This is a genomic window from Pseudomonas sp. efr-133-TYG-23 (assembly GCF_030209215.1).
GTDB lineage: Bacteria > Pseudomonadota > Gammaproteobacteria > Pseudomonadales > Pseudomonadaceae > Aquipseudomonas > Aquipseudomonas rhodesiae.
This window is the reverse complement of sequence record NZ_JARVSL010000027.1, coordinates 51003-77761: the sequence shown is the minus strand read 5'-3', so window position 1 is coordinate 77761 and position 26759 is coordinate 51003. Positions and strand designations below refer to the sequence as shown.

At 61.2% G+C, this 26759-nt stretch carries 25 protein-coding genes; 13 read left to right on the top strand and 12 right to left on the bottom strand.

Translation table 11 applies throughout. The annotated features are described in order from the left end of the window. Nucleotides 1-6: 6 nt before the first annotated feature. Entirely contained in the window at nt 7-477 is a 471-nt protein-coding gene (gene ybaK, locus QRN41_RS18155; protein WP_034096128.1) for a Cys-tRNA(Pro) deacylase, read from the bottom strand. 326 nt (nt 478-803) lie between these two features. On the opposite strand from ybaK, the gene QRN41_RS18150 reads away from it, so the two are divergent. The 11 genes from QRN41_RS18150 (at nt 804) to QRN41_RS18100 (ending at nt 13241) form a co-directional block, all read left to right on the top strand. Beyond that, a complete protein-coding gene (locus QRN41_RS18150; protein ID WP_034096127.1) occupies nt 804-1658 on the top strand; it encodes an MIP/aquaporin family protein in 855 nt (284 codons plus the stop codon). A 76-nt stretch (nt 1659-1734) separates the two neighbouring features. Then, on the top strand, nt 1735-3240 hold the full coding sequence (gene glpK / locus QRN41_RS18145; RefSeq protein ID WP_034096126.1) for a glycerol kinase GlpK: 1506 nt from the start codon (nt 1735-1737) through the stop codon (nt 3238-3240). An 83-nt stretch (nt 3241-3323) separates the two neighbouring features. Continuing rightward, complete coding sequence (locus QRN41_RS18140) at nt 3324-4079, top strand: DeoR/GlpR family transcriptional regulator (protein WP_034096125.1); 756 nt, start codon at nt 3324-3326, stop codon at nt 4077-4079. 275 nt (nt 4080-4354) lie between these two features. Beyond that, on the top strand, nt 4355-5893 hold the full coding sequence (gene glpD, locus QRN41_RS18135; protein WP_285421950.1) for a glycerol-3-phosphate dehydrogenase: 1539 nt from the start codon (nt 4355-4357) through the stop codon (nt 5891-5893). A 365-nt stretch (nt 5894-6258) separates the two neighbouring features. Beyond that, complete coding sequence (locus tag QRN41_RS18130) at nt 6259-7185, top strand: glutamate/aspartate ABC transporter substrate-binding protein (RefSeq protein ID WP_169902717.1); 927 nt, start codon at nt 6259-6261, stop codon at nt 7183-7185. Nucleotides 7186-7378: 193 nt separating this feature from the next. Continuing rightward, nucleotides 7379-8125 carry an amino acid ABC transporter permease gene (locus QRN41_RS18125; RefSeq protein ID WP_034096122.1) on the top strand — a complete coding sequence of 249 codons (747 nt, stop codon included), beginning with the start codon at nt 7379-7381 and terminating at the stop codon, nt 8123-8125. Next, on the top strand, nt 8125-8796 hold the full coding sequence (locus QRN41_RS18120; RefSeq protein WP_034096121.1) for an ABC transporter permease subunit: 672 nt from the start codon (nt 8125-8127) through the stop codon (nt 8794-8796). Before QRN41_RS18125 ends, QRN41_RS18120 begins: the two co-directional genes overlap by 1 nt. Continuing rightward, nucleotides 8793-9527 carry an amino acid ABC transporter ATP-binding protein gene (locus tag QRN41_RS18115; RefSeq protein ID WP_034096120.1) on the top strand — a complete coding sequence of 245 codons (735 nt, stop codon included), beginning with the start codon at nt 8793-8795 and terminating at the stop codon, nt 9525-9527. Before QRN41_RS18120 ends, QRN41_RS18115 begins: the two co-directional genes overlap by 4 nt. 140 nt (nt 9528-9667) lie before the next feature. Continuing rightward, a complete protein-coding gene (aauS, locus tag QRN41_RS18110; protein ID WP_034137167.1) occupies nt 9668-11569 on the top strand; it encodes a two-component sensor histidine kinase AauS in 1902 nt (633 codons plus the stop codon). Beyond that, nucleotides 11566-12903 carry a two-component response regulator AauR gene (gene aauR / locus QRN41_RS18105; protein ID WP_034096118.1) on the top strand — a complete coding sequence of 446 codons (1338 nt, stop codon included), beginning with the start codon at nt 11566-11568 and terminating at the stop codon, nt 12901-12903. The genes aauS and aauR overlap by 4 nt, the downstream gene beginning before the upstream one ends. Then, nucleotides 12903-13241, top strand: coding sequence for a GlpM family protein (locus QRN41_RS18100; protein WP_285421949.1), 339 nt, complete (start codon nt 12903-12905; stop codon nt 13239-13241). The genes aauR and QRN41_RS18100 overlap by 1 nt, the downstream gene beginning before the upstream one ends. Before the next feature lie 197 nt (nt 13242-13438). On the opposite strand, the gene QRN41_RS18095 is transcribed toward QRN41_RS18100, so the two are convergent. From QRN41_RS18095 to QRN41_RS18070, 6 genes are all read right to left on the bottom strand, one after another. After that, complete coding sequence (locus tag QRN41_RS18095; protein ID WP_034096116.1) at nt 13439-14836, bottom strand: sigma-54-dependent transcriptional regulator; 1398 nt, start codon at nt 14834-14836, stop codon at nt 13439-13441. Continuing rightward, entirely contained in the window at nt 14826-16595 is a 1770-nt protein-coding gene (locus QRN41_RS18090) for a sensor histidine kinase (RefSeq protein WP_285421948.1), read from the bottom strand. Before QRN41_RS18090 ends, QRN41_RS18095 begins: the two co-directional genes overlap by 11 nt. Then, nucleotides 16592-17719 (bottom strand): GNAT family N-acetyltransferase, encoded by a 1128-nt coding sequence (locus tag QRN41_RS18085; RefSeq protein WP_285421947.1) that lies wholly within the window; start codon nt 17717-17719, stop codon nt 16592-16594. The genes QRN41_RS18090 and QRN41_RS18085 overlap by 4 nt, the downstream gene beginning before the upstream one ends. A gap of 116 nt (nt 17720-17835) precedes the next feature. Continuing rightward, complete coding sequence (locus tag QRN41_RS18080; RefSeq protein WP_034111951.1) at nt 17836-18690, bottom strand: alpha/beta hydrolase; 855 nt, start codon at nt 18688-18690, stop codon at nt 17836-17838. After that, nucleotides 18687-20081 carry an aspartate aminotransferase family protein gene (locus QRN41_RS18075; RefSeq protein WP_034096112.1) on the bottom strand — a complete coding sequence of 465 codons (1395 nt, stop codon included), beginning with the start codon at nt 20079-20081 and terminating at the stop codon, nt 18687-18689. Before QRN41_RS18075 ends, QRN41_RS18080 begins: the two co-directional genes overlap by 4 nt. Next, the gene (locus tag QRN41_RS18070; protein WP_034111949.1) at nt 20074-20772 is read right to left on the bottom strand and encodes an HAD-IB family phosphatase; all 699 of its coding nucleotides are present in this window, start codon (nt 20770-20772) and stop codon (nt 20074-20076) included. The genes QRN41_RS18075 and QRN41_RS18070 overlap by 8 nt, the downstream gene beginning before the upstream one ends. Nucleotides 20773-21001: 229 nt before the next feature. Between QRN41_RS18070 and QRN41_RS18065 the strand changes: the two genes are divergently transcribed. Then, nucleotides 21002-21772 (top strand): MipA/OmpV family protein, encoded by a 771-nt coding sequence (locus QRN41_RS18065; RefSeq protein WP_285421946.1) that lies wholly within the window; start codon nt 21002-21004, stop codon nt 21770-21772. Nucleotides 21773-21835: 63 nt separating this feature from the next. On the opposite strand, the gene QRN41_RS18060 is transcribed toward QRN41_RS18065, so the two are convergent. The 5 genes from QRN41_RS18060 to QRN41_RS18040 form a co-directional block, all read right to left on the bottom strand. Beyond that, complete coding sequence (locus tag QRN41_RS18060; RefSeq protein ID WP_034137160.1) at nt 21836-22240, bottom strand: DMT family transporter; 405 nt, start codon at nt 22238-22240, stop codon at nt 21836-21838. Continuing rightward, nucleotides 22237-22617: a DMT family transporter gene (locus QRN41_RS18055; RefSeq protein ID WP_034096107.1), complete on the bottom strand. Its 381-nt coding sequence runs from the start codon at nt 22615-22617 to the stop codon at nt 22237-22239. The genes QRN41_RS18060 and QRN41_RS18055 overlap by 4 nt, the downstream gene beginning before the upstream one ends. After that, nucleotides 22614-23534, bottom strand: coding sequence for an arginase family protein (locus QRN41_RS18050; RefSeq protein WP_034111941.1), 921 nt, complete (start codon nt 23532-23534; stop codon nt 22614-22616). The genes QRN41_RS18055 and QRN41_RS18050 overlap by 4 nt, the downstream gene beginning before the upstream one ends. A gap of 184 nt (nt 23535-23718) precedes the next feature. Next, the gene (locus QRN41_RS18045; RefSeq protein WP_213548801.1) at nt 23719-24372 is read right to left on the bottom strand and encodes a DsbA family oxidoreductase; all 654 of its coding nucleotides are present in this window, start codon (nt 24370-24372) and stop codon (nt 23719-23721) included. Between the two features lie 54 nt (nt 24373-24426). Further along, the gene (locus tag QRN41_RS18040) at nt 24427-25446 is read right to left on the bottom strand and encodes an alpha/beta fold hydrolase (RefSeq protein WP_094064827.1); all 1020 of its coding nucleotides are present in this window, start codon (nt 25444-25446) and stop codon (nt 24427-24429) included. Nucleotides 25447-25628: 182 nt separating this feature from the next. On the opposite strand from QRN41_RS18040, the gene metR reads away from it, so the two are divergent. Further along, on the top strand, nt 25629-26546 hold the full coding sequence (gene metR, locus QRN41_RS18035; protein WP_034096103.1) for a transcriptional regulator MetR: 918 nt from the start codon (nt 25629-25631) through the stop codon (nt 26544-26546). Nucleotides 26547-26759 lie beyond the last annotated feature (213 nt).

Here is a 26759-nt window from a genome sequence, read left to right as displayed (position 1 = left end):
TCTGGATTATGCCCGGCCAATTTCGGCAAATTTGGCTTGGGTATGCTCCGCCAGCACTGCCGCCGGCAACTCCACTTCCAACCCTCTCCTGCCTGCGCTGACAAAAATCGTCGCGAAGGGCTGTGCCGTCACATCAATAAACGTGCGCAAGCGCTTCTTCTGCCCCAGCGGGCTGATGCCGCCCAGCAAATAACCGGTTGAACGCTGCGCGGCCGCCGGATCGGCCATTTCGACTTTCTTGACCCCCGCCGCATGAGCCAGGGCCTTCAAATCCAGACTTCCGACGACCGGTACTACGGCCACCAGTAATTCGCCCTTCTCGCTGCTGGCCAGCAAGGTCTTGAACACCTGCGCCGGGTCGAGGCCCAATTTCTCTGCGGCCTCCAGCCCATAGGAGGCGGCCTTGGGGTCGTGTTCATAACTATGAATACGATGTTCGGCGCGAACTTTCTTCAACAGATCCAGTGCAGGGGTCATGGATACTCCAAGCGTGGCAAACAGATGGCCAATTCTAGGCCAACCCAGCACGAAACGCTCTAGTGCGCCCACTGCCGTGACACGCGCCGGGCGTCGGCGACGTGATCATTCATCAGACCCATAGTTGGAAAGTGACTGACAGTTCACTTTCGACCTTTGACAGCGGTCATTCTTGTCTATATTTTTTCGTTTCCGAATACAGTGGGAAATAATCCTACGCATTCGAGCAGTAAGCCGTGACGGAGATGGGGATCCCCGCCGCGGTGAAAATCGCGCCAGGCCCGTTGAGGCCCAGCGCCAGACAAGAAAAACAATTGAGGTTTTCCATGACAACTGCTCTTCAACAGCCTTCACTTTCAAGCCAATGCATGGCCGAGTTTCTGGGCACTGCGCTCCTGATCTTCTTCGGTACCGGCTGTGTCGCTGCGCTCAAGGTCGCGGGTGCCAGTTTTGGCTTGTGGGAAATCAGCATCATCTGGGGGGTCGGCGTGAGCATGGCGATCTACCTGAGCGCCGGGATTTCCGGGGCCCACTTGAACCCGGCGGTGAGTATCGCGCTGTGCCTGTTCGCCGACTTCGACAAGCGCAAACTGCCTTTCTATATCCTTGCCCAGATCGCCGGCGCCTTTTGCTCGGCCGCCTTGGTCTACACCCTCTATAGCAATCTGTTTTTCGATTACGAACAAACCCACCATCTGGTGCGCGGCACTCAAGCCAGCCTCGAACTGGCGTCGGTGTTCTCCACTTACCCCCATGCGTTGCTGAGCACCGCCCAAGCGTTCTTGGTGGAAATGGTCATTACCGCGATCCTGATGGGCGTGATCATGGCCCTGACCGATGACAACAACGGCCTGCCACGCGGCCCACTGGCGCCGCTGTTGATCGGCCTGCTGATTGCCGTGATCGGCAGTTCCATGGGCCCGCTGACGGGGTTTGCGATGAACCCCGCGCGGGATCTGGGGCCGAAGCTGATGACCTTTTTCGCCGGCTGGGGTGAAATGGCCCTTACCGGCGGCCGCGATATTCCTTATTTCCTGGTGCCGATTTTCGCGCCGATCGTGGGTGCGTGCCTTGGTGCTGCGGCGTATCGCGGCCTGATCGCCCGTCATCTGCCGAGCGCCGCACCTGCTGTAATTGAAACACCTGACACGGCTGTCAACGGCAATACCCGTATTTCCTGAAAGCGCCAGCCTGGCGCCCCTGCCCTTCGCGGCCCAGGCTGATTTCTGACTTCCTATTTCGTTTAAGGCAATCGACATGACCGACCTTCAGAATAAGAACTACATCATTGCCCTCGACCAGGGCACCACCAGTTCGCGGGCGATCATCTTCGATCGTGACGCCAACGTGGTCTGCACCGCCCAACGTGAGTTCGCCCAGCATTACCCGCAAGCGGGCTGGGTCGAACACGACCCGATGGAGATCTTCGCCACCCAGAGCGCGGTGATGGTCGAAGCGCTGGCCCAGGCCGGCCTGCACCATGACCAGGTTGCCGCCATCGGCATCACCAACCAGCGCGAAACCACCGTGGTGTGGGACAAAGTCACCGGCCGCCCGATCTACAACGCCATTGTTTGGCAGTGCCGCCGTAGCACCGAAATCTGCCAGCAGCTCAAGCGCGACGGTCACGAACAATACATCAGCGACACCACTGGCCTGGTCACCGACCCGTACTTCTCGGGCACCAAACTCAAGTGGATCCTCGACAACGTCGAAGGCAGCCGCGAGCGTGCGCGCAGCGGCGAGCTGCTGTTCGGTACCGTCGACAGCTGGCTGATCTGGAAATTTACCGGCGGCAAAACCCACGTCACCGACTACACCAACGCCTCGCGCACCATGCTCTTCAACATCCACACCCTGGAGTGGGATGCGAAGATGCTGGAGATCCTCGACATTCCGCGCGAGATGCTGCCGGAAGTGAAGTCCTCGTCGGAAATCTACGGCCGCACCAAAAGCGGTATCGCCATCGGCGGCATCGCCGGTGACCAGCAGGCCGCACTGTTCGGCCAAATGTGCGTGGAAGCCGGCCAAGCCAAGAACACCTACGGCACCGGCTGCTTCCTGCTGATGAACACCGGCGACAAAGCCGTGAAATCCAAGCACGGCATGCTCACCACCATCGCCTGCGGCCCGCGCGGCGAAGTGGCCTACGCCCTGGAAGGCGCAGTATTCAACGGTGGTTCCACCGTGCAGTGGCTGCGTGACGAGCTGAAGATCATCAACGATGCCCATGACACCGAATACTTTGCCGGCAAGGTCAAGGACAGCAACGGCGTGTATCTGGTCCCGGCTTTCACCGGTCTGGGCGCACCGTACTGGGACCCCTACGCCCGTGGCGCGCTGTTCGGCCTGACCCGTGGCGTACGCGTGGATCACATTATTCGTGCAGCCCTGGAGTCGATTGCCTACCAGACCCGCGACGTGCTGGACGCCATGCAGCAGGATTCCGGCGAACGCCTCAAAGCCCTGCGCGTGGACGGTGGTGCGGTGGCCAACAACTTCCTGATGCAGTTCCAGGCCGACATTCTCGGTACTCAAGTGGAGCGCCCGCAAATGCGTGAAACCACAGCGCTGGGCGCGGCGTACCTGGCCGGCTTGGCCTGCGGTTTCTGGGGCAGCCTGGACGAATTGCGCGGCAAGGCGGTGATCGAGCGCGAATTCGAACCTCAGTTGGACGAAAAGGAAAAAGAAAAACTCTACGCCGGCTGGCAAAAAGCAGTCAGCCGCACCCGTGACTGGGAGCCCCACGAAGGCGCCGAATAAGCCAACCTCGGGTTGTAACTGGTAGGGAGCAGATTCCTGCGTCATCATGGGCCACTTTTGTATGGCAGCCCAAAGGACGCCCCATGAATCTGCCTCCCCGCCAGCAACAAATTCTCGAACTGGTCCGCGAACGCGGCTACGTCAGTATCGAGGAAATGGCGCAGTTGTTCGTTGTCACCCCGCAAACCATCCGCCGCGATATCAACCAGTTGGCGGACGCTAATCTGCTGCGTCGCTACCATGGCGGCGCGGCCTATGACTCCAGCGTCGAAAACACCGCGTACGCCATGCGTGCCGACCAGATGCGCGACGAAAAACAACGCATCGGCGAAGCCATCGCCGCCCAGATCCCCGATCACGCCTCGCTGTTCATCAATATCGGTACCACCACCGAATCCATCGCCCGTGCGCTGCTGAACCACAGCCACCTGAAAATCATCACCAACAACCTCAACGTCGCCGCCATGCTTAGCGCCAAGGACGACTTCGACGTGCTACTCACCGGCGGCAATGTGCGACGCGACGGCGGCGTGGTGGGCCAGGCCAGCGTCGACTTTATCAATCAGTTCAAAGTCGACTTCGCACTGGTGGGTATCAGCGGCATCGACGAGGACGGCAGCCTGCTGGATTTCGATTACCAGGAAGTGCGCGTGTCCCAGGCGATCATCGCCAATGCCCGGCAAGTAATTCTGGCGGCGGACTCCAGCAAATTCGGGCGCAATGCCATGATTCGGTTGGGGCCGATCAGCCTGGTGGATTGCCTGGTGACTGACCAAGAGCCGGTGCCGGCGCTGGTGCAGTTGCTGAATCAGCATAAGGTTCGGCTGGAAGTCGTTTAAGGCCTTTACTGATGCTATCGGGGGCCAGCCCCTTCCACACTTTGATGTGTACAACCATTCAAATGTGGGAGGGGGCTTGCCCCCGATAGCTATCAATACTCGCTGAATCAGCTCGAGCCTTAGACGGGCCAATGTTCACAATTTTTCCTTTTCCTGCCCTTCGATGAGTTTTTTCAATCGAAGTCGGGTGGCTGTGCCCGCGTTTATCGGCTACCATTTTCGCAAATGAACATTAATGTTCGAATTCCAATACGAAAAAATCGCGAGGCCAGCCGATGAACCCTTCTACCTTGCCTGCTCCACCGCTTGCCGAAGTCTATGACGTTGCCGTTATCGGCGGCGGGATCAATGGCGTCGGCATTGCAGCAGATGCAGCCGGTCGTGGGCTGTCGGTATTCCTTTGTGAAAAGGATGACCTGGCCAGCCACACCTCTTCCGCCAGCAGCAAGCTGATCCACGGTGGTCTGCGTTATCTCGAACATTACGAATTCCGTCTGGTGCGCGAAGCCCTGGCCGAACGGGAAGTGTTGCTGGCCAAGGCGCCGCACATCGTCAAGCAAATGCGTTTTGTCCTGCCGCACCGCCCGCACCTGCGCCCGGCGTGGATGATTCGTGCTGGGCTGTTCCTCTATGACAACCTGGGCAAGCGCGAAAAACTCGCGGGTTCCAAGAGCCTCAAGTTTGGCCCGGACAGCCCACTGAAAAGCGAAATCACCAAAGGGTTCGAGTATTCCGACTGCTGGGTCGACGACGCCCGCCTGGTGGTGCTCAACGCCATGGCCGCCCGTGAAAAAGGCGCCCATATCCACACCCAGACCCGGTGCGTCAGCGCCCATCGCAGCAAGGGCCTGTGGGAAATGAACATGGAACGTGCCGACGGCAGCCTGTTTTCGATCCGCGCCCGTGCGTTGGTGAATGCCGCCGGCCCATGGGTGGCCAAATTCATCAAAGATGACCTGAAACTGGATTCGCCCTACGGCATTCGTCTGATCCAGGGCAGCCACCTGATCGTGCCGAAACTGTATGAAGGCGCCCACGCGCACATCCTGCAGAACGAAGACCAGCGCATCGTCTTCACGATTCCGTACCTGAATCATCTGACCATCATCGGTACCACCGACCGCGAATATACCGGCGACCCGGCGAAAGTGGCGATCACCGAGGGCGAAACCGACTACATGCTCAAGGTGGTCAATGCCCACTTCAAGAAGCAACTGGGCCGCGATGACATCGTGCACACCTACTCCGGCGTACGCCCGTTGTGCAACGACGAGTCGGACAACCCATCGGCGATCACCCGCGACTACACCCTGGCACTGTCCGGGAGTGCGGGCGAGGCACCGATCCTGTCGGTGTTCGGTGGCAAGTTGACCACCTATCGCAAGCTCGCCGAATCGGCCATGGCCCAACTGGCGCCGTACTTCACGCAGATGCGTCCTAGCTGGACCGCCACGGCCAGCCTGCCGGGTGGTGAGGACATGAGCACGCCCGAAGCGCTGGCCGAGGCGATTCGCGCCAAGTTCGATTGGGTTCCGAGCGAGATCGCACGCCGCTGGTCCACTACCTACGGCAGCCGCACTTGGCGCCTGCTGGAAGGCGTGCAAACCCTGGCCGACCTGGGCGAGCATCTGGGCGGTGGCCTGTACACCCGCGAGGTCGACTATCTGTGCGCCGAAGAATGGGCCACCCAGGCCCAGGACATCCTGTGGCGCCGCACCAAGCTGGGCCTGTTTACCACTGAGCAGGAGCAGGACAACGTCCAGCGCTACCTGTCCAAGGTCGAGCAGAACCGCAGTAAGTTCCAAGCGGCCTGACCTGCCGCCGAATGGCCTTGAGCCTGGGAGTGAAAACCTGAAAGCGCCGCGTTTATTTTGAATAAACGCGGCGCTTTTGCGTTTGCCGCCTATACACAGATCGGCCAACCAACGGCATTCGGTTTTCCGAACACAACACCCCACGCTATTCGGTTTGCCGGATCAAAAGGCCGGCGAAATCCCGTAACACAAACTTAATAACCTTTTAAATCAAATAGTTAACCTTTTATTTCAAGCCTGGCACGACTCATGCTCTACACTCTTGGACGATTGCCGAGACGCCTCAGGAGCCGTCACGGACATTCGCTGTACAAGAGAGCCGTTTAGCCGGCTTCATAAAAAAAACAAATGTCGAGGAAGTATTGATGCGCATCGTTCCCCATATTTTGGGCGCAGCTATCGCTGCTGCTCTGATCAGCACTCCAGTCTTTGCCGCCGAACTCACCGGCACACTGAAGAAAATCAACGACTCCGGCACCATCACCCTCGGGCACCGCGACAGCTCCATTCCGTTTTCCTACATCGCGGATGGCTCGGGCAAACCTGTGGGCTACTCCCACGACATTCAGCTGGCCATCGTTGAAGCCCTGAAAAAAGACCTGAACAAGCCCGATCTGCAGACCCGGTACAACCTGGTGACCTCGCAGACCCGTATTCCGCTGGTTCAGAACGGCACCGTCGACATCGAGTGCGGTTCCACCACCAACAACGCCGAACGCGCCCAGCAAGTCGCTTTCACCACCAACATCTTCGAAATCGGCACCCGTCTGCTGGTCAAGAAAGACAAAGATGGCAAGCCAAGCTATGCCGACTTCGCCGACCTGAAAGGCAAGAACGTCGTGACCACCGCCGGCACCACGTCCGAGCGCATCATCAAGTCGATGAACGCCGACAAGCAGATGGGCATGAACATCATCTCCGCCAAAGACCATGGCGAATCCTTCCAGATGCTCGAAAGCGGCCGCGCCGTAGCGTTCATGATGGACGACGCCCTGCTGGCCGGTGAAGAAGCCAAGGCCAAGAAGCCGGATGACTGGGTAATCACCGGTACTCCGCAATCTTTCGAAGCCTACGCCTGCATGGTCCGCAAAGACGACCCAGCATTCAAAAAAGCCGTGGATGACGCCATCATCGGTCTGTACAAGTCCGGCGAGATCAACAAGATCTACGGCAAGTGGTTCGAAAGCCCGGTTCCACCTAAAGGCCTGAACCTCAACTTCCCGATGAGCGACAAGGTCAAGGAACTGATCCAGAATCCGACCGATAAGCCGGCTCCGGAAGTAAAGATCTAAAAGCTGACTAACCTTATCTCCTGAGGGAGCCAACCCTCCCTCAGGCGTCTGTTACTACCTGCTGGTTTTAACTTGGAACACTCGACCTGGCGGTTTTCGAGCCGATCGCGTGTGCCTGGCGTTCAACGTCAGGCGGGAATGGATTTTCCCCAAGCGGGTGCGTGTACATCGATCGATTTCGGGGGAGACCCTAATGAATTACAACTGGGACTGGGGCGTGTTCTTCAAGTCCACCGGCGTGGGCAGCGAGACTTATCTCGACTGGTACATCGCCGGCTTGGGCTGGACCATCGCCATCGCCGTCGTGGCATGGATCATCGCCTTGCTGCTGGGCTCCATTCTGGGGGTCATGCGCACCGTGCCGAACCGGCTGGTATCCGGCATTGCGACCTGTTACGTGGAGCTGTTCCGTAACGTGCCGTTGCTGGTGCAGCTGTTTATCTGGTACTTCCTGGTGCCCGACCTGCTGCCGCAGAACCTGCAGGACTGGTACAAGCAGGACTTGAACCCGACCACCTCGGCCTACCTGAGCGTTGTCGTGTGCCTGGGCCTGTTCACCGCGGCCCGTGTCTGCGAACAAGTGCGTACCGGTATCCAGGCGCTGCCACGCGGCCAGGAAGCTGCCGCCCGCGCCATGGGCTTCAAGCTGCCGCAGATCTACTGGAACGTACTGCTGCCCCAGGCCTACCGCATCATCATTCCGCCGCTCACCTCGGAATTCCTCAACGTCTTCAAGAACTCCTCCGTGGCGTCCTTGATCGGCCTGATGGAACTGCTGGCGCAAACCAAACAGACCGCCGAGTTCTCGGCCAACCTGTTCGAAGCCTTCACCCTGGCCACGCTGATCTACTTCACCCTGAACATGAGCCTGATGCTGCTGATGCGCCTGGTCGAGAAGAAAGTCGCAGTGCCCGGCCTGATCTCCGTGGGGGGTAAATAATGGAACTCGATTTCAGCGGTATCATCCCCGCCATGCCTGGGCTGTGGAACGGCATGATCATGACCTTGAAGCTGATGGTCATGGGCGTGATCGGCGGTATCGCCCTGGGCACGATTCTCGCGCTGATGCGCCTGTCGTCCAGCAAACTGCTGTCGCGTCTGGCTGGCGCCTATGTGAACTACTTCCGCTCGATCCCCCTGCTGCTGGTGATCACCTGGTTCTACCTGGCGGTGCCGTTCGTGCTGCGCTGGATCACCGGCGAAGACACCCCGATCGGTGCGTTCACTTCCTGCGTCGTGGCTTTCATGATGTTCGAAGCCGCGTACTTCTGTGAAATCGTGCGGGCCGGCGTGCAGTCGATCCCCAAGGGCCAGATGGCGGCAGCACAGGCCATGGGCATGACCTATGGCCAGACCATGCGCCTGATCATCCTGCCCCAGGCGTTCCGCAAGATGACCCCGTTGCTGCTGCAACAGTCGATCATCCTGTTCCAGGATACGTCGCTGGTCTACACCGTGGGCCTGGTGGACTTCCTCAACTCCGCCCGCTCCAACGGCGATATCATCGGACGCTCCAATGAGTTCCTGATCTTCGCCGGTGTCGTCTACTTCATCATCAGCTTTTCCGCCTCGCTGCTGGTCAAGCGTCTGCAAAAAAGGTTTGCCGTATGATCTCTATCAAGAACATCAACAAGTGGTATGGCGACTTCCAGGTGCTGACCGATTGCAGCACCGAGGTTAAAAAAGGCGAAGTGATCGTGGTGTGCGGGCCCTCCGGCTCGGGCAAATCCACCCTGATCAAGTGCGTGAACGCGCTGGAACCGTTCCAGAAAGGCGACATCGTGGTCGACGGCACTTCCATCGCCGACCCGAAGACCAACCTGCCGAAACTGCGCTCGCGCGTGGGCATGGTGTTCCAGCACTTCGAGCTGTTCCCACACCTGACCATCACCGAAAACCTGACCATCGCGCAGATCAAGGTGCTCGGCCGCAGTAAGGAAGAAGCCACCAAGAAAGGCCTGCAATTGCTTGAGCGCGTCGGCCTGTCGGCACACGCCCACAAGCATCCTGGCCAGCTCTCCGGTGGTCAGCAGCAACGTGTGGCGATTGCCCGCGCCCTGGCCATGGACCCGATCGTCATGCTGTTCGACGAACCGACCTCGGCCCTGGACCCGGAAATGGTCAACGAAGTGTTGGATGTAATGGTGCAACTGGCTCAGGAAGGTATGACCATGATGTGCGTGACCCACGAAATGGGCTTCGCCCGTAAAGTGGCCGACCGCGTGATCTTCATGGATGCCGGCAAGATCATCGAAGACTGCCCGAAAGAAGAATTCTTCGGCGACATCAGCGCCCGCTCCGAGCGCGCGCAGCAGTTCCTCGAGAAAATCCTGCAGCACTAAGCAATTAAACCCGAGCCAGTGTGGGAGGGGGCTTGCCCCCGATAGCTGAGTGTCAGTCGGTACATCTGTACTGAGCCACCGTCATCGGGGGCAAGCCTCCCTCCTACATGGCAAGCTCTGGTTGACCCAAGGCATCTGTGATGAAATGCGACCCCAACCAATTTCGCGCCGCACCGCCATCACTTGCCGTGAAACCTCGCCTGATTCGCCAGTTGTTCCTGCCGCCGTTGATCATCGCCCTGATGATCGGCCTGGGTTACATCGGTTTCTGGATCAGTGAGTACTATGGCATCCGCACCCTCAGCGACAACGGCGAACGCCAGTTGGAGCTGCATGCCCGTACCGTCGAGAGCGAGATCAGCAAATACACCTACCTGCCCAGCCTGCTGGAGCTGGAAACCAGCGTCTCCACGTTGCTGGCCGACCCGAATCAAGAAACCCGCAAAGCCGTCAACGATTACCTCGAAGGCCTGAACCGACGCAGCCGCAGCCGAGCCATCTACGTGATGGACACCACTGGCCGCGTACTCGCCACCAGTAACTGGCGCGATGCCGACAGTTACCAGGGGGAAGACCTGTCCTTCCGCGCGTATTTCCAGAACGCCGTGCGCGGCCAGCCCGGCCGTTTCTACGGCATCGGCAGCACCAACGGCGAGCCTGGCTACTACCTGGCCCATGGCCTGGAGGAGCACGGCAAAATCATCGGCGTCGCCGTGGTCAAAGTGCGCCTCGAAGCCCTGGAAGAGCGCTGGCAGCGTGCGCGCCTCGAAGCGTTCGTGAGCGACGAGAACGGCATCATCATTCTCTCCAGCGACCCGGCCCGCCGCCTCAAGGCCGTGCGTCCACTGAGCGACGAGGTCAAAGAACGCCTCGCCCACAGCCTGCAATACTACTGGGCCACCTTGAACGAGCTGGAGCCCCTGGCACGCGAGCGTTTGAAGGAAGGCACGGAAAAACTGACCTTCCCGGCCAACAGTGAAGTGGTCAACGACGAGCACGAGGTCAGCTACCTGGCGCAATCGCGCCCGCTCAATGACACACCCTGGAGCTTCACCCTCCTCACCCCACTCAACGACCTGCGTCGCGCAGCGATCAATCAGGGCATCCTGGTGGCGGTCGCCTTCGGCCTGGTGGCATTCCTGCTGATTGCCTGGAACGAGCGACGCAAGGTCATCGCCACCCGCCTCGCCGCGCGGGAAGCCTTGCAGGAAGCCAACAGCCAACTGGAGCGGCGGATCGCCGAACGCACCGCCGACCTGCGCGCCAGCAACGAACGGCTCAAGGGCCAGATCCGCGAACGGCGCCAGGCCGAAGAAACCCTGCGCCGCGCCCAGGATGAACTGGTGCAGGCCGGCAAACTGGCGGCCATCGGCCAGATGTCCACCAGCATCGCCCATGAATTGAACCAGCCGTTGGCGGCGCTGCGAACCTTGTCCGGCAATACCGTGCGCTTCCTCGAACGCGGCGCGCTGGACACCGCCAGCACCAACCTCAAGACCATCAACGAACTGATCGACCGCATGGGCCGCATCACCGCCAGCCTGCGCTCGTTCGCCCGGCGTGGCGACGACCAGGGCCAGGCCAGCCTGGTCAAGGCCGTGGACGCCGCGCTCCAGGTGCTGAGCGCGCGTCTGGACAACCTGCCACTGACCTTGCACCGTGACTTTACCGACACCCAATTGCAGATCGATCAGACGCGCCTGGAGCAGATCCTGGTCAACCTGATCGGCAACGCCCTGGATGCCATGCAGGCCCAACCGGCGCCCGAACTGTGGCTGGAGGGCAGCAGCGCCGAGGGCAAATACCGCTTGCAGGTGCGCGACAATGGCCACGGCATCGACCCCGAGGCGCGCAAACATTTGTTCGAACCGTTCTTTACCACCAAACCCGGCGAACAAGGCCTGGGCCTGGGCCTGACCCTGTCGGCCAGCCTGGCGGCGGCCACCGGCGGCAACCTCGCCGTGGAACACCCGCCCAGCGGTGGTACGGCCTTTGTCCTGAGCCTGCCATTGGCGGGCGCTCACCCCACTGAGTCGACATGAATACAGACCCCAACGACCTCACCGTCCTGATCGTCGAAGACGACCCCCATGTGCTGCTCGGTTGCCAGCAGGCCCTGGCGCTGGAAGACATCACCAGCGTGGGGGTGGCCAGCGCCGAGGAAGCCTTGAAGCGCGTCGGCGAGAACTTCGCCGGCATTGTCATCAGCGATATCCGCCTGCCGGGCATCGACGGCCTGGAGCTGCTCACCCGCCTCAAAGCCCTGGATAAAAGCCTGCCGGTGGTGCTGATCACCGGGCACGGCGATATTTCCATGGCCGTCGGGGCGATGCGCAACGGCGCCTATGACTTCATGGAAAAACCCTTCTCCCCCGAACGCTTGGTGGACGTCGCCCGGCGCGCCCTGGAGCAGCGCGGGCTGGCGCGGGAAGTCTGGGCGCTGCGCCGTCAACTGGCCGAACGCGACTCTCTGGAAGGCCGCATCATCGGGCGTTCGCCGGCCATGCAGAACCTGCGCGAATTGATCGCCAATGTCGCCGACACCTCAGCCAATGTGTTGATCGAAGGTGAAACCGGCACCGGCAAGGAACTGGTCGCCCGCTGCCTGCATGATTTCAGCCGGCGCCATGCCCACCAGTTCGTCGCCCTGAACTGCGGCGGCTTGCCGGAAAACCTGTTTGAAAGCGAGATTTTCGGCCACGAAGCCAACGCCTTCACTGGCGCCGGCAAGCGGCGTATCGGCAAGATCGAACACGCCCATGAAGGCACGCTGTTCCTCGACGAAGTGGAAAGCATGCCCATCAACCTGCAGATCAAACTGCTGCGGGTGTTGCAGGAACGCACCCTGGAACGCCTCGGCTCCAACCAGAGCGTGGCGGTGGATTGCCGAGTGATTGCCGCGACCAAGTCCGACCTGGACGAGCTGAGCCGCGCCAGTCAGTTCCGCAGCGACCTGTATTACCGCCTCAACGTGGTCACCCTGGAGTTGCCGCCACTGCGCGAGCGCCGCGAAGACATCCTGCAATTGTTCGAACATTTCCTGCAGCAGTCGTCGCTGCGCTTCGACCGCACCGCGCCGGAGCTGGACAACCAGACCCTATCGAGCCTGATGAGCCACGACTGGCCCGGCAACGTCCGCGAACTGCGCAACGTCGCCGAACGCTTCGCACTCGGCCTGCCCGCATTCAAGAAAAGCGGCGCCAGCAGCGGCGGCCAGGGGTTGGCCTTTACCGAGGCGGTGGAAGCCTTTGAGCGCAATTTGCTGATGGACGCCCTGCAACGCAGCGGCGGCAACCTGACCCAAGCCAGCCAGGAGCTGGGAATGGCCAAGACCACGCTGTTCGACAAAGTCAAAAAATATGGGTTGAGTCACTGATGGATCTGTTTCTGAAGGCCGCCCTGGGCGCGGCGGTGGTGCTGATACTCGCCGCGCTGGCCAAGACCAAGAACTACTACATCGCCGGGCTGGTGCCGCTGTTCCCGACCTTTGCGCTGATCGCCCACTACATCGTCGGCAAAGGCCGCTCGGTGGAAGACTTGAAAACCACCATCCTGTTCGGCATGTGGTCGATCATTCCGTACTTCGTGTACCTGGCTGCGTTGTATGTGATGGTGGACCGAATGCGCCTGGAGGCCTCTTTAGCCGTGGCGGCGCTGGCTTGGCTGATGGCCGCCACAATCCTAGTGAGTATCTGGGTACGCATCCATGCCTGACCGGACCCGGTCAAAAACTGTGGGAGGGGGCTTGCCCCCGATAGCTGTGTGACAGGCAGCTCATCTGTAACTGGGCCACTGCAATCGGGGGCAAGCCCCCTCCCACCTTTGAAAGTCATTGACTGGGCTGGATCAACTGAATCCCTAACTGACTGGCATTAGGGCAAGCCCCCTCCCACAGTTTTATCCCGGTTGAGTCAGCGGACTATTTTGTCGACCTGGATGCCCAGCTTCTTCAGGCGATACCAGAAGCTGCGCTCGGAAATCCCGATCTTCGCCGCCGCCGCGGCCTGTACGCCGTTGCTCTCCTGTAACGCCGCCAGGATGTAGGCTTTCTCGACCTCGGCCAGCGCCGCATCCAAGTCCTGGGGAATGCCGGGGCCGTCGCTGAGAATCGTCGCCACGCCGCCCTCGCTGGGCTTGGAAGCAAACAGATAGCCTGGCAAATCGATGTCTTCGATCACAGGCGTGGCTGCCACGATGGTCGCGCGCTCCACGCAGTTTTGCAGTTCGCGGATATTGCCCGGCCAGTGATAGGCCGCCATGGCCTGCAAGGCCTCTGGGCTGAAACCGGTGATGCGTTTGCCGGCGGTGGCGCTCAGGGTCTGGGCGAAATGCCGGGCCAGGGGCGCGATGTCTTCCACCCGCTCGCGCAGGGCCGGCAGCGGGATCGGGAACACATTGAGGCGGTAATACAGGTCTTCGCGAAACTCTTTATTGGCCACTGCGTCCAGCAGGTTTTTATTGGTGGCGGCGATCACTCGCACGTCCACCTTGCGCTCGCGCGGGTCGCCCACCGGCTCGATCACCCGCTCCTGCAAGGCGCGCAGGATCTTGGCCTGCAAGGCCAGGGGCATATCGCCTACTTCATCGAGAAACAACGTGCCCTTGTCGGCCTGTTGGAAACGCCCGACCCGGTCCGACACCGCGCCGGTGAACGCGCCCTTGCGATGGCCAAACATCTCGCTTTCCAACAAGCCTTCGGGAATCGCCGCGCAGTTGACCGCCACGAAGGGTTTGTCGGCGCGGCTGCCGTGCTTGTGGATGGCGCGCGCGACCATTTCCTTGCCGGTACCACTCTCGCCAGTCAGCAGGATGGTGGCGCTGCTGTCGCGCACCGAATCTACCGCCTGGAGCACCTTGCGAAACGCCGGGCTGTCGCCCACCAGGCTGTCGAACTGCGCGTGCTCATCCAACTCGGCGCGCAGGCGTGCGTTGTCGCGCAGGATGTCGCGAAACTGCAGGGCTTTGGCCACGGTGATATCGAGTTCGTCGATATCGAACGGCTTGGCGATGTAGTCATAGGCGCCGTTACGCATCGACTGCACAGCGTTTTTCACTGTGCTGTAGGCAGTCATCACGATCACCGGCACCTGAGGGTAGCGCGTTTTGATTTCCGCCAGCAGCGCCGCACCGTCCATGCCCGGCATGCGCCAGTCACTGATCACCAGGTCGATGTCTTCCTGCTCCAACACCTTGAGCGCGTGCAGGCCGTTGCCGGCGGTGAACACCTGAATGCCGTTCTGGCCCAGGGCCGAGGCGAGCAAATCACACAGCTTGGGCTCATCGTCGACTACTAATACGTTATGCGTCATGACTGTCCTCGTCGTCTTCGCCCCGCGCCGGAATGTACAGGCTGAAGGTGGCGCCGGCCTCTTTCTCACTGGCGCATTCGATGCTGCCGTCGTGACTTTCCATGATCGAATAGACCTTGGCCAGCCCCAGCCCAGTGCCCGAAGCCTTGGTGGTGACAAACGGCGTGAAGATACGCTCGATCATCTCGGCGGGAATACCTTGGCCGCTGTCGGCAATGCTGATGACGGTGTTGTCGCCCACGCTGCGAATGCCCAAGGTCAAACGCCCGCCGTCGGGCATGGCGTCGATAGCGTTGATGATCAGGTTGAGGCACGCCTGTTTGAGTTGGCGGGCATCGGCATACAGAGTCGCCCCCGGGGCCTGGTCGTCGATCTGCGCATCGATGTTATGGGTGGCCAGTTCCGGCGCGCAGAAGCCGAGGATTTCTTCCACCAGTGCACGCGCCGGTTGCACCACGCGCAGTGGCGGGTTGGGCTTGGCAAAGTCGAGGAACTCGGTGATCAGGTCATTGATGCGGCTGACTTCACTGATCACGTATTCGAGGTGGCGCTTGTCGGCGTCCGGCAGGTCGGCGCGGCGGTGCAGCAACTGGGTGGCGGTCTTGATGATGCCCAACGGGTTGCGGATCTCGTGGGCCAGGCCCATGGCGACTTCGCCCAGGGCATGCAGGCGGTCGCGGCGCCGCAATTGGGCTTCGAGCTGGTGCAATTCGCCCAAGCGCTCGGTCATGTGGTTGAAGGTGCTGCTCAACTGGGCCAATTCGTCGCCGCCGCTGACCTCGACGCGGTGCGCATAATCGCCTGAGATCACCGCGCTGACGCCCTGGGACAGATCCCGCAGCGGCTTGGTCAGGCGTCGCGACACCAGCAACCCGGCCGCCAGGGACAATGCCGAGCTGAGCACAAAGATCAGCACGAACAAGTTGCTCTGGTTGACCAGCCCCACCAGGCTGGTGTGGCGCAGCAACCCGCTGAAAATCACGCCTTGCAACTCGCCGGCGTCGTTGAAGATTGGCCAGTACAGGCCGCTGTAGTTGTGGGTGAACTGCTCGCTGGGTTGGCGCGTGCTGCGCATCGCGGTTTCGACGTCCTTGGGGATGCGCGAGGGGTGATCCTCGAAGCGTTGGGTCGAAAAAATTTCCGAGAAGCCGTCCGGGTTGGCCAGGTACAGGCGCAGATCGAGGGAATGCACATCGGCCACGCTGGTGAGGAAGCTGCTGTCCAGGTAGGTGCCGACCAACAGCACATAGTCGACGCCCTCCTGGGTGGTCTCGAAGGTGGAGACCACGATGCCGGTGGACACACCGCCCACCTGCACGGTCTGCAATACGGTGTTCCGGGCCAGGCTGATCTGTTTGACGATGTCGTCGGCGGCGGTGCTGAACACCGGTTTGTTGTCACTCACGCGGATCAGCGCGACCACATCGATGTCGGTGGCATCGGCTATGTCCGCGGTCAGACGATCATGCTTGGCGGCTTGCCTGCTCTCTGGCGCACTGGTGTAGCGCAAGAACAGTTTGGCCATGCGCGCGTTGTCGTGAAGGATATCGCCGATCTCGTCCTTGACGATCTTGGTCGACTCCTGCAGCCAGATGCGCACGTTGCTGTCGAAAATTTCCGACAGCGTGGTGGCGGCCAATTCCGCCGCAATCATGGTGGGGATCACGCTAACCAACCAGAACGCCAGCACCAGCTTGCGCTGGACACTCCAGCGCGAAATGGCAAACGGACGGGCTTTCTGGCGGGTCTTGGTGATCATCGGGTTTCGCTTATTGCGGCAGCCATGGCAGGGTCGGAACGATCCGGTCGAATAAACAGTTTTACCAGCGCGAGCAGGCCGTTGACCAGGCGGTTGCGGTGTCGGAAGAACACCTGGTTGCCCTGGAACTCGCAGCCCAGGCGCAGCTTACTGGCATACCCGGCCTGCCCGCACTCGTACGCTGCAATTTTGTGTTGAATACAGTAGTCGACATTGGTCAGCCAACTGCGAAAGTACAGGTTGTGGTCGCGGGTGAAGGCGACGTCATGCCCGAAGAACTTGTCCACCAGCCGATGTTCGTCCCTGAGCATAAGGTTGAACGCCACCAGTTGCTCGTCCACCCAGTACAGCACACACACCGCGCGCCCTTCGAGGCGTTCGAGCACGCCGGTGAAATAGCCGGCGGGCAAGCGTTCGAACTGCAATTCGGCGCGGGTAAGCGTGGCTTCGTACAGCCTCATGACCTCGGGCAGCACATCATCGATATTGTCCCGCCACTCGACCCGCGGCCCCGGCGCGCGCAGCTTGCGGCGCAGGTCCTTGCGCGTGGATTTGCCCAGCGAGCCGAGGTAGGCGTCCACCGAGCCATAGGGCAGCGGCAGCACGCCGGTGGGCAGGCTCGGCATGCTCTGGAAACCGGCGGCGCGGCAACTTTCGCGCCAGTGCGGGTCATGGCTGGGGGCATCCTTGACCGCCAGCAGGCCGATGCCGAGTTCATCGGCGTCCTGTCGCGCGGCGTGCAACAGGTGCTTGAGCAACAGCGGTCGGCGCGCGGCCGGCACGTCACTGGCAAACCCGACGTCGCAGCGCTCGGCCACCGGCGAGCCCACTGCATACAACCCCAACTGCAAAGCCCCGGGCCACACGCGTTGCAAGCGCGTGGTCAAGCGCTTGCCGACACCGGACACAGTGGTGTCGAGGCGGTAATGGGTGATAAAGGCCGGCGCCACGGCCACCAGCGTTCCATTGTCGTACACGGCCAGGTAGCGCCATTGAAAATCCTCGATGGCGGCGTTTTCCACGGCGACGTAATAATCCCAGTCCTCCAGCGCACCGGGAAAACAATCGTTCCAGGCACTGCGCTGGAGCGCCCGGATGGTTGCAAAGGCTTGGGTGGTGATCACGTGTTCCCCTTTTTTGGCTGAGGATCTAGTTGGGTCAGGTCGCGCGGTGAGCAGGCTTGACCTGCTCACCACCAAGAGCTTGCTTGGCGCACAGCCCGCTCAGCACAACAGTCGCATTAACCACAACACGCCAACACATCATCGTTCGCCCGTTCGCGGATAAAAGCGGCGCTCAGTTCGATCACCCGCCGGTATTGCAGGTCGACGGTGATCATGTGGTAGCAGTCGTCCAGCAGGATCTTGGTCACCGGCCCGCCGAGGTGGCGTTCGACGTAGTCGGCGTTCCAGCGGCTGGTGATATCGTCTTCGATCGAATGCAGCACCAGCGCCGGGACGTTGATCGACGGCATGCGTTTCTTCACCACGGCGTTCATCCAGTGCAACTCGCGCACCGTCACCCCTTCCATGGTCAATAACCCCGCCTCGCTGCTTTCACCCTCCTTCATCTGCCGCTCGACGATTGCCCGTAACCGTTGGTTCTTGATGCCGTAGGGCGGCTTTTCAGTAAAACGGAACAGGCGCACGCCGAACGGAATGCGGATCAGCAACGGCGTGATGAACGCCATTTTGCTGATGCTCCAGCCGTCGTACTTAAGGGTGGTGGAATACATCAGCAGCCCGGCGACCTGGCCCGGATGCTCCGAAGCCAGGTACATCGACATCACCGCGCCCATGGACAAGCCACCGACGAACACTTGCCCATGCCGCTGGCGCACCTGCACGAAGGTCTTGCGCACGCCTTCGTACCAGTCGCGCCAGCCGGTGGCCTGCAAGTCGCTGTTGCCGCCGCAGTGCCCGGCCAGGGTCGGCACGTACACCGTGCACGTACCGTCCTTGGCCAGGCCCTTGGCGACCTGGCGCAATTCGTTCGGGGTGCCGGTCAGGCCGTGGATCAACAGGACCCCGACCGGACCGTTGCCGAGCACGAAACCGGCATCACCTTCACCGAGGTCGAACCCGTGACTGTTCACCGGTTGGTCGCCCGTACCAGCAGTTGTTCCAGCAGCTTGAGGCCCAGTTCGATTTCCGGGTAGCTGATCTCCAGGGACGGCGCCAGGGTGATCACGTTTTTGTAGTAACCGCCCACGTCGAGGATCAGGCCGAGTTTCTGCCCGTCGACCACCATATCGCCCTTCATGCCTTCCTCGACCATGTAGTCCAGGGTTGCCTTGTCCGGGGTGAAACCGTCCGGGCCGCAGATTTCGCAGCGCAGGGCCAGGCCCAGGCCGTCCACGTCACCGATGATCGGGAAACGCTTCTGCAAATCCTGCAAACCTTCAAGGAAGAACTTGCCCTTGGCCATCACCATCGCGCCGTAGTCGACTTCGTTGGTCATCTTGAACATTTCCAGGCCCACCGCCGTGCCCAGCGGGTTGGAGGCGAAGGTGGAGTGGGTCGAGCCTGGCGGGAAGATCTTCGGGTTGATCAACTCTTCGCGAGCCCAGATACCACCCAGGGGGTTGAGGCCGTTGGTCAGCGCCTTGCCGAACACGATCACATCGGGCTGCACGTCGAAGTGCTCGATCGACCACAGCTTGCCGGTGCGGTAGAAGCCCATCTGGATTTCATCGGAAACCAGCAGAATGCCGTGCTGATCCAGCACTTGCTTGAGTTCGCGATAGAAGTTCATCGGCGGGATCACGTAACCGCCGGTGCCCTGGATCGGCTCGACGTAGAACGCAGCGTATTCGCTCTGGCCGACTTTCGGGTCCCACACGCCGTTGTATTCGGTCTCGAACAGCCGCGCGAATTGCTGCACGCAGTGGCTGCCATATTCTTCCTTGGTCATGCCCTTGGGCCCACGGAAGTGGTACGGAAACGGGATGAACTGCGCGCGCTCGCCAAAGTGGCCGTAGCGGCGACGGTAGCGGTAGCTGGAAGTGATCGACGAAGCACCGAGGGTGCGCCCGTGGTAACCGCCTTCGAAGGCGAACATCAAACTCTTGCCGTTGGTAGCGTTACGCACCACCTTCAGGGAGTCTTCAATCGATTGCGAACCGCCGACGTTGAAGTGCACGCGACCGTCGCGACCGAACTTGTTCTTGGCGTCCACCGCGATCATTTCCGACAGCTCGATCTTGCCCTTGTGCAGGTACTGGCTGGCGATCTGCGGCAGGGTATCGATCTGCTGTTTCAGCGCGTTGTTCAGGCGTGGGTTGGCATAACCGAAGTTGACCGCCGAGTACCACATTTGCAGGTCGAGGTAGGCCTGGTCTTCGGTGTCCCACACGTAGGAGCCTTCGCAGCGGCTGAAAATGCGCGGCGGCTCGATGTAGTGGACGGTGTCCCCGTAGGAGCAGTACTTGGCTTCTTTATCCAGAAGCACCTGGTCTTCGGCGGTAGCGATGCGGATATCAGACATGATGGAAGAGTTCCTGAGAGTCGGTAGCAAAGGAGGTGGCGTTGGCGGCAAGGCTCTGCGGGAGCCGCGCCAGCAATGCGGTCACTTCGGCGAAGGTGTCGAAGCGCGCGTGGGGGATGGCGTTGGCGGTGCAGTACTCGGCGAGGCTGCCCTTGGCGAACACGAAGTCGGCGGTGGACGCCACGCACATGTCGGACTTGCCGTCGCCGATCACCAGCACCCGCTTGTTGCCTGGCGTGGATTTGCACTTGCAGTTACCGGATGCAGCGCGGCAGGCATCGCTGGAATACGGAAAGTCGATGCGCCAGCTGTTCTGGTCGACCTGGCGCAGGCGGTTGGCGAGGATCGGCAGCAAGGTCACGTAGTTGCGCGACAAAATCCGCGCGATGCCTTGCTCAATGCCGTCGCTGACCACTTCCAGGCTCGCCCCCAGGCCGAGGACGTGATCGACGAAGTCCGGAAAGTCCGGGTCGATCTCGACGCTGTCGAAGTACGCCAGCAGCTCGCTGGGCGTGGCTTTGATCAGCGCCAGTTGGCGGCTCAGGCATTCGCGTGAACCGATATGCCCGTCCAGCCATTGCTGCTCGATGGTTTCCCACTCGGGGCCGGCGAAGCGTTGGAGGACGTTGTCGATGACATCGGTGGGCGTGATGGTCCCGTCGAAGTCACACACGATATGCCAGTCAATCATCTGCGTTTACCTTGAAGAGGGCGCGCTGCATGCGCTTGCACCAGGGGTAGAGCAGAGACTGTGCCAACTGGCCATCACCCCGTGGGGCCGGGGCTTTGCTCGGGGTACGTAGGTGATAAGTGTCGTGGAAGCTACAATTTTTGTAGCTTGCTACAAACAAGATGAGTGCTTGCACGGCCGCCATGCTTTGCGCGTTCATGCGCGGGTATTCAATCAAGGAACAGTGACCATGTTGAGGATCACCCGCGCGGCATTCGCCGGTTTACTTGGCCTGTGGAGTGTCTCCAATGCCGCGTTGGCCGACGGCATCAGCGGTGAAGTCGGCGCCGGCCTGAGCTACCAGCCCCACGACCCGACCGGCAGCCGCTACGAAACCCGGCCCGTACCCTATGTGGACCTGGACTGGGGCAATGTCAGCCTGAGCACCGACGACGGCCTGACCTGGAGCGTGTTGAACACCCACGGTTTCAGCGCAGGGCCGTATATCAATTACCTGCAAGGACGTACTTCCAACGGCTCGCTACAGGGCCTGCGCAATGTGTCGGACATGGCTGAGATTGGTGGTTTCGTGCAGTACGCACCGGCTGATTTCTGGCGGGTCTACGCCCAGCTGGGCCAGGCCGTCGGCGGCGGCCACGCCCAGAGCGGCACGTTGGGCAAACTGGGTGGCGAACTGGGCTACCCGCTGGGCGGCGGAATCATCGGCAGCAGCGGCCTGGTGGCGCATTTCGCCGACGCACGGCAGACCAACACGTTTTTCGGCGTGGACGACCACGAGGCCGCCGCCACCGGGTATCGCCCGTACAGCGCCAGCGGCGGCTTCCAGAATGTGACGCTGACCCAGAGTTTCGAATTCCCCCTGACGCCCCACTGGTCCCTGTTGACCAGCGCCAGCTGGGTGCACTTGGTGGGTTCGGCGGCGAACAGCAGCATCGTCAAGCAGACTGGCGATGTGAACCAGGGGCAGGTGCAGACGGCGATCAGCTACAAGTTCAACTGATTCATCGTGGGAGGGGCTTGCCCCTCCCCCCATGAACATCGGGGGGGCCAAGCCCCTCTACCATCAGTTCTCTTCGCCTTCGGCCAGCAAGGCGATACCGCCAATGATCACTGCAACCCCCACCCAGTGCAGCAGGCTGATATGTTCCCCCAGCCCCAGCCACGACCCCAACAGCACCACCACGAACACCAGCGAACTCAGGGGAAAGGCCAGGGACAAACTGCTGCGCCGCAGGATCAGCATCCACACGAAAAACGCGCCGATGTAGCAGGCAATCGCCGCCAGAATGCCAGGGTTATGCGCGACTTCCACCAGCCACTGCCAATTGAAATCCATCTGCCCCAGCTGATCGCCGGCGATCTTGGTAAACAGCTGGCCGGCGCTCTCGGTGCAGATCAGCAGGGCCCACAGCACCACCGTACCCAAGCGTTCGTGCAGCCAACCGGCATTGACGTTCTGCGTACTCATGCCTGCCCTCCTCCAATCGCCACCAGCATCACCCCTAACGTGATCACCAAGGTTCCCAGCCAGCGCCGGCGGCTGACGGTTTCCCCCAGCACCAGTTTGCCGACCAGCACCACCCCGCAATACGCCAGCGCCGCCGCCGGAAACAGCAAGCTCAGCGGCGCGCGGGATAAGGCTTCGAGCCAGACGAAAAACTCGATCACATAGGCACCGATTCCCGCCCACAACAACGGCGCATTGAACACCTGCCCCCAGAACGCATTCAAGCGAAAGCCGCCCTCCAGCTCCGGCAAACGGTCCAGGCCCATCTTGAAACACAGCTGGCCGATCACATCGAGCACGATGGAAAACGCCACCAGCACCACTACGGTCAGGGTCACGGGAACAACTCCTCAAACAGTTCGATCAGGGCTTGATTGGTCGCGGCATTGCGCTGCAAGTCCTCAGGGCTCCAGCGCTCGGCGGGGGGTTGATCGGATTTGGCCTCCCAGCGCTTGAACGCGTTGCTGAACGCTGGCGTGGCAAACTCGCCGCACACGTCGATGCCGATAATGCGTTTGCGCGCGGCCAAGGCGCGCAGGGCCTGGAGCAAGTGCGTCAGGCGCATGCCGCCCTGGTCCCAGTTGGTGGCCGCGTCTTCGCTGGCCAGCACGTCTTTATCAACGGTGATCCACACCGCTTCGGTGGGCAGGCTGCTGATCATCTCCTCAAGAAATGCGGTCCAATCCAGCTCTGCCAGGTTGCGCCAATACAGCTGGTCTTCACGCTGCTGATGCCCAGCGCCATCGCCGATCCGCCCCCACACTTTCGACGGCGCATGCTGCCAGGGAAACAGCTGTAACTGCCCGCGCCTGAGGGCCCCCAGGTTACCGCCGCGCAGTTGCGGGTTATGCAGGTCGTCACTGCATGGGCCCAGGGTGACGATGCGTTTGATCGCCGGCATTTTCAGCGCACGGTTGACCCACGAGCCGCAGTGACGCTTGGGCGCAAAGCGCACCCAGTCGGGGTGATTGTCAAAGTGGATCAGGCTGACCGGCTCTTTCAAATCGGCCAGGAACGCCGGGGTGAGGTGGTGATAATCGCCGGAGCCGATAAACAGGATTTCCGGTCGCGCGTCGGTGGGCCGAGGTCGCTGGGCCAGACGTTCGACGAAGCGCTTCCAGGTGTTTGCGGTGGACCACAGCCGCAGTTTGGGGCCCAGGTCCAGCAAGTCGATACGCGTGGCCTGGCCGCTGGCCAACCGCCGGGCAATCGGCGCCTGTGCAGTGAGGCTGTGGTCAAGATCGAGAATATTCAAGGCAGTGTTCCCCTAAGGCTTTAGGGGGTCAATGCAAGGCGCGGGCCAGCACTTACTCCACGCACACTGCCATACCCTGTGGGAGAGGGCTTGCCCTCGATAGGTGGTTGGAGCGCTACAAGCGCTGACTGACACTCAGCCATCGAATCGTCGCAGCGCCCCTCCCACCTTTGGAGAGGGGGCTCTAGTTTTTGGCTTCGTTGATGATCTGGCGAATCGCGCCCACAAAGGCTTCGGCCGGTTGGCCACCGCTCACGGCGTATTGGTCGTTGAACACGATGGTGGGCACCGAACTCACGCCCCGGGAAATCCACAGTTGCTCTTGCTCGCGTACGTCGGCGGCGTATTCGTCGCTGGCGAGGATCTGGGCCGCGCGCTGGATATCCAGGCCGACGCTTTCGGCGATGATCGCCAGGGTGGCGTGGTCGGAGGGGTTCTGCTGGTCGGTGAAGTAGGCCTTGAACAAGGCTTCCTTAAGGTTGTACTGCAAGCCTTCAAGGCCGGCCCAATGCAGCAGGCGATGCGCATCGAAAGTGTTGTAGATGCGGCTCTGGCCGTCGGTGCGAAAGGCAAAGCCCAACGCCGCGCCCAGATCACGGATGCGCGCGCGGTTGGCCTGGGACTCTTCGGCGCTGGAGCCGTATTTCTCGGTGATGTGTTCGACGATGTTCTGCCCTTCGGCGGGCATGTTCGGGTTGAGTTCGAACGGCTGGAAGTGGATCTCGGCCTGTACCTCGGCGCCCAGTTGGTCCAGGGCATCGGTCAGGCCGCGCAGGCCGATGATGCACCAGGGGCAAGACACGTCGCTGACGAAATCGATTTTCAGGGGAGTACTCATGCTAGGCAACCTCGCAGGCCATATGCGCCATAAAGGTTGCACCATACACCAATGTCACAACACCTTCGAAGGCGCCGCGGGCTCGATGCGTGCCCAGTGCGCGGCATCCTCGCGATGGGCTTGCAGGTACGGCAACACCGCCGTCAGCAGCGGCGCCTTGAACGCTTCCTGAAACCGGTGGGCCATGCCTGGGATCAGCTTCAACTGGCTACCCTGGATATGCGCCGCCAGGTGCACGCCGTGCATCACCGGCAGCAACGGGTCGGCGGTGCCGTGGACCACCAGCGTCGGCACGCGCAGTTGGTTGAGCAAGGGCACGCGGCTGGGTTCGGCGAGGATCGCCATGATCTGGCGCTTCACGCCTTCGGGGTTGAACGCGCGATCATAGGACAGCGCCGCCTGGTGCAGCAGAGCCTGGCGATCGTCCTTGATATTTGGGCTGCCCAGTGCCGCCAGCAGATCGGCCTGTTGCTCCAGAGCGACTTCGCGATTGGGCGCGCTGCGCCGCGACAACAACTGCACAAGCGCCGCGTTCGGCGCCGGCAGCCCTTCGGCGCCGGAGCTGGTCATGATCAGGGTGAGGCTCTCGACCCGCTGCGGCGCCATGGCCGCCAGATGCTGGGCGATCATGCCGCCCATGCTGGCGCCGAGTACGTGAAATTGCTGGATCTGCAGCGCGTCCATCAGGCCCAAGGCGTCGTCGGCCATATCGGTCAGGGTGTAGGGCGCCGCCACCGGCAGGCCGAGCTTGTAGCGCAGCACTTCAAAAGTCAGGTTGGCGCTGGCCGGCGCCTGGCGCCAAGTGGACAGGCCGACATCACGGTTGTCGTAGCGGATCACCCGAAAGCCTTGCTGACACAGGGCGACTACCACTTCATCCGGCCAATGGATCAGTTGACCGCCCAGGCCCATCACCAACAACAAGGCCGGGTCCGAAGCCCGGCCGATGCTTTGATAGGCAAGGCTCACCTGATCCAGATCGACCGTTTGGGTCGGGACATTGATATCGCAACGGGAGGCCGCAAAAGACGGCAGGCCGAACAGCAAGGCGGCCAATAAAAACAACACACGCATGAAAAACACCAAAACGCAGAACCCCAGTAGAGCGCGAGTCTGATGAAGTTTGTTCAAGCGCGCTGCCACAGTTCCATGACAGTTTGATGAAGAGTGCCCGGCGGTCATAGTCGACATGCTTTGCAACATGAGCCAAACTCACGCCATCGCACTTCAACACAAATTACCCTCATGGAGAGCCCGTGCTCGAAATCCGTCACTTAAAGACCCTGCACGCCCTGCGCGAAGCCGACAGCCTGGTGGAAGCCGCCGAGCGCCTGCATCTGACGCAATCGGCGCTGTCCCACCAGTTCAAGGAGCTGGAGGAACGCCTGGGCATGCCGCTGTTCGTGCGCAAGACCAAACCGCTGCGCTTCACCAGCGCCGGCCTACGCCTGCTGCAATTGGCTGATGCCACCCTGCCCTTGCTGCGCGGCGCCGAGCGCGATATCGCGCGCCTGGCCGGGGGCACCGCCGGGCGCTTGCACATGGCGATCGAATGCCACAGTTGCTTCCAATGGCTGATGCCGACCATCGACCAGTTCCGCGACGCCTGGCCGGAAGTCGAGCTGGATTTGGCCTCCGGTTTTGCCTTCGCCCCGCTGCCGGCCCTGGCCCGTGGCGACCTGGACCTGGTGGTGACCTCCGACCCGCTGGAGCTGCCGGGCATCACCTATGTACCGTTGTTCACCTACGAGGCGATGCTGGCCGTGGCCAACCAGCATGCGCTGGCGAACAAGTCGTATATCGTGCCGGAAGACTTGCTCAGCGAAACCCTGATCACCTACCCGGTGGAACGCGACCGCCTGGACATCTTCACGCGCTTTCTGGAACCGGCCGACGTGGAACCGGCCCAGGTGCGTACCTCGGAGCTAACAGTGATGATGATGCAACTGGTGGCCAGCGGCCGTGGCGTGTGCGGCATGCCCCATTGGGCGCTGCATGAATACAGCTCGCGCGGCTACGTAAAGGCCAAGCGCCTGGGTGAGAAAGGGTTGTTCGCGACGTTGTACGCCGGCATTCGCGCCGACATGTTGGATGCGCCGTATATGCGCGACTTCCTGCTGACGGCCAAGGACACGTCGTTTTCCACGCTGGACGGGGTGAGTGCGGTGCGCTGATGGGGCGGGTCTGCCGACACAGCGTTACTGGCCAGCCGTCAGGATTTGTGTAGATGCCTATGAGCATCGGGGGCAAGCCCCCTCCCACCGTTGATAGTCATTGCCTGGGCTGGATCACATGGCGCACCACCGCGCAGTTTGCGGCATGCCAATCCACATGCCCTCCTCAGTACTAACTGAAAGAACCGGCTAAAAATGCGGGAGGGGCTTGCC

Excerpts from the sequence above, each read along its gene's own strand:
- QRN41_RS18120 (WP_034096121.1), top strand. The coding sequence starts at position 8,125 with ATGGAACTCGATTTCAGCGGTATCATCCCCGCCATGCCTGGGCTGTGG.
- QRN41_RS18075 (WP_034096112.1), bottom strand. The coding sequence starts at position 20,081 with ATGTCTGATATCCGCATCGCTACCGCCGAAGACCAGGTGCTTCTGGAT.
- QRN41_RS18065 (WP_285421946.1), top strand. The coding sequence starts at position 21,002 with ATGTTGAGGATCACCCGCGCGGCATTCGCCGGTTTACTTGGCCTGTGG.
- QRN41_RS18115 (WP_034096120.1), top strand. The coding sequence starts at position 8,793 with ATGATCTCTATCAAGAACATCAACAAGTGGTATGGCGACTTCCAGGTG.
- aauS (WP_034137167.1), top strand. The coding sequence starts at position 9,668 with ATGAAATGCGACCCCAACCAATTTCGCGCCGCACCGCCATCACTTGCC.
- ybaK (WP_034096128.1), bottom strand. The coding sequence starts at position 477 with ATGACCCCTGCACTGGATCTGTTGAAGAAAGTTCGCGCCGAACATCGT.
- glpK (WP_034096126.1), top strand. The coding sequence starts at position 1,735 with ATGACCGACCTTCAGAATAAGAACTACATCATTGCCCTCGACCAGGGC.
- QRN41_RS18060 (WP_034137160.1), bottom strand. The coding sequence starts at position 22,240 with ATGAGTACGCAGAACGTCAATGCCGGTTGGCTGCACGAACGCTTGGGT.
- QRN41_RS18125 (WP_034096122.1), top strand. The coding sequence starts at position 7,379 with ATGAATTACAACTGGGACTGGGGCGTGTTCTTCAAGTCCACCGGCGTG.
- QRN41_RS18100 (WP_285421949.1), top strand. The coding sequence starts at position 12,903 with ATGGATCTGTTTCTGAAGGCCGCCCTGGGCGCGGCGGTGGTGCTGATA.
- glpD (WP_285421950.1), top strand. The coding sequence starts at position 4,355 with ATGAACCCTTCTACCTTGCCTGCTCCACCGCTTGCCGAAGTCTATGAC.
- QRN41_RS18095 (WP_034096116.1), bottom strand. The coding sequence starts at position 14,836 with ATGACGCATAACGTATTAGTAGTCGACGATGAGCCCAAGCTGTGTGAT.
- QRN41_RS18040 (WP_094064827.1), bottom strand. The coding sequence starts at position 25,446 with ATGCGTGTGTTGTTTTTATTGGCCGCCTTGCTGTTCGGCCTGCCGTCT.
- aauR (WP_034096118.1), top strand. The coding sequence starts at position 11,566 with ATGAATACAGACCCCAACGACCTCACCGTCCTGATCGTCGAAGACGAC.
- QRN41_RS18090 (WP_285421948.1), bottom strand. The coding sequence starts at position 16,595 with ATGATCACCAAGACCCGCCAGAAAGCCCGTCCGTTTGCCATTTCGCGC.
- QRN41_RS18130 (WP_169902717.1), top strand. The coding sequence starts at position 6,259 with ATGCGCATCGTTCCCCATATTTTGGGCGCAGCTATCGCTGCTGCTCTG.
- QRN41_RS18140 (WP_034096125.1), top strand. The coding sequence starts at position 3,324 with ATGAATCTGCCTCCCCGCCAGCAACAAATTCTCGAACTGGTCCGCGAA.
- QRN41_RS18150 (WP_034096127.1), top strand. The coding sequence starts at position 804 with ATGACAACTGCTCTTCAACAGCCTTCACTTTCAAGCCAATGCATGGCC.
- QRN41_RS18070 (WP_034111949.1), bottom strand. The coding sequence starts at position 20,772 with ATGATTGACTGGCATATCGTGTGTGACTTCGACGGGACCATCACGCCC.
- QRN41_RS18045 (WP_213548801.1), bottom strand. The coding sequence starts at position 24,372 with ATGAGTACTCCCCTGAAAATCGATTTCGTCAGCGACGTGTCTTGCCCC.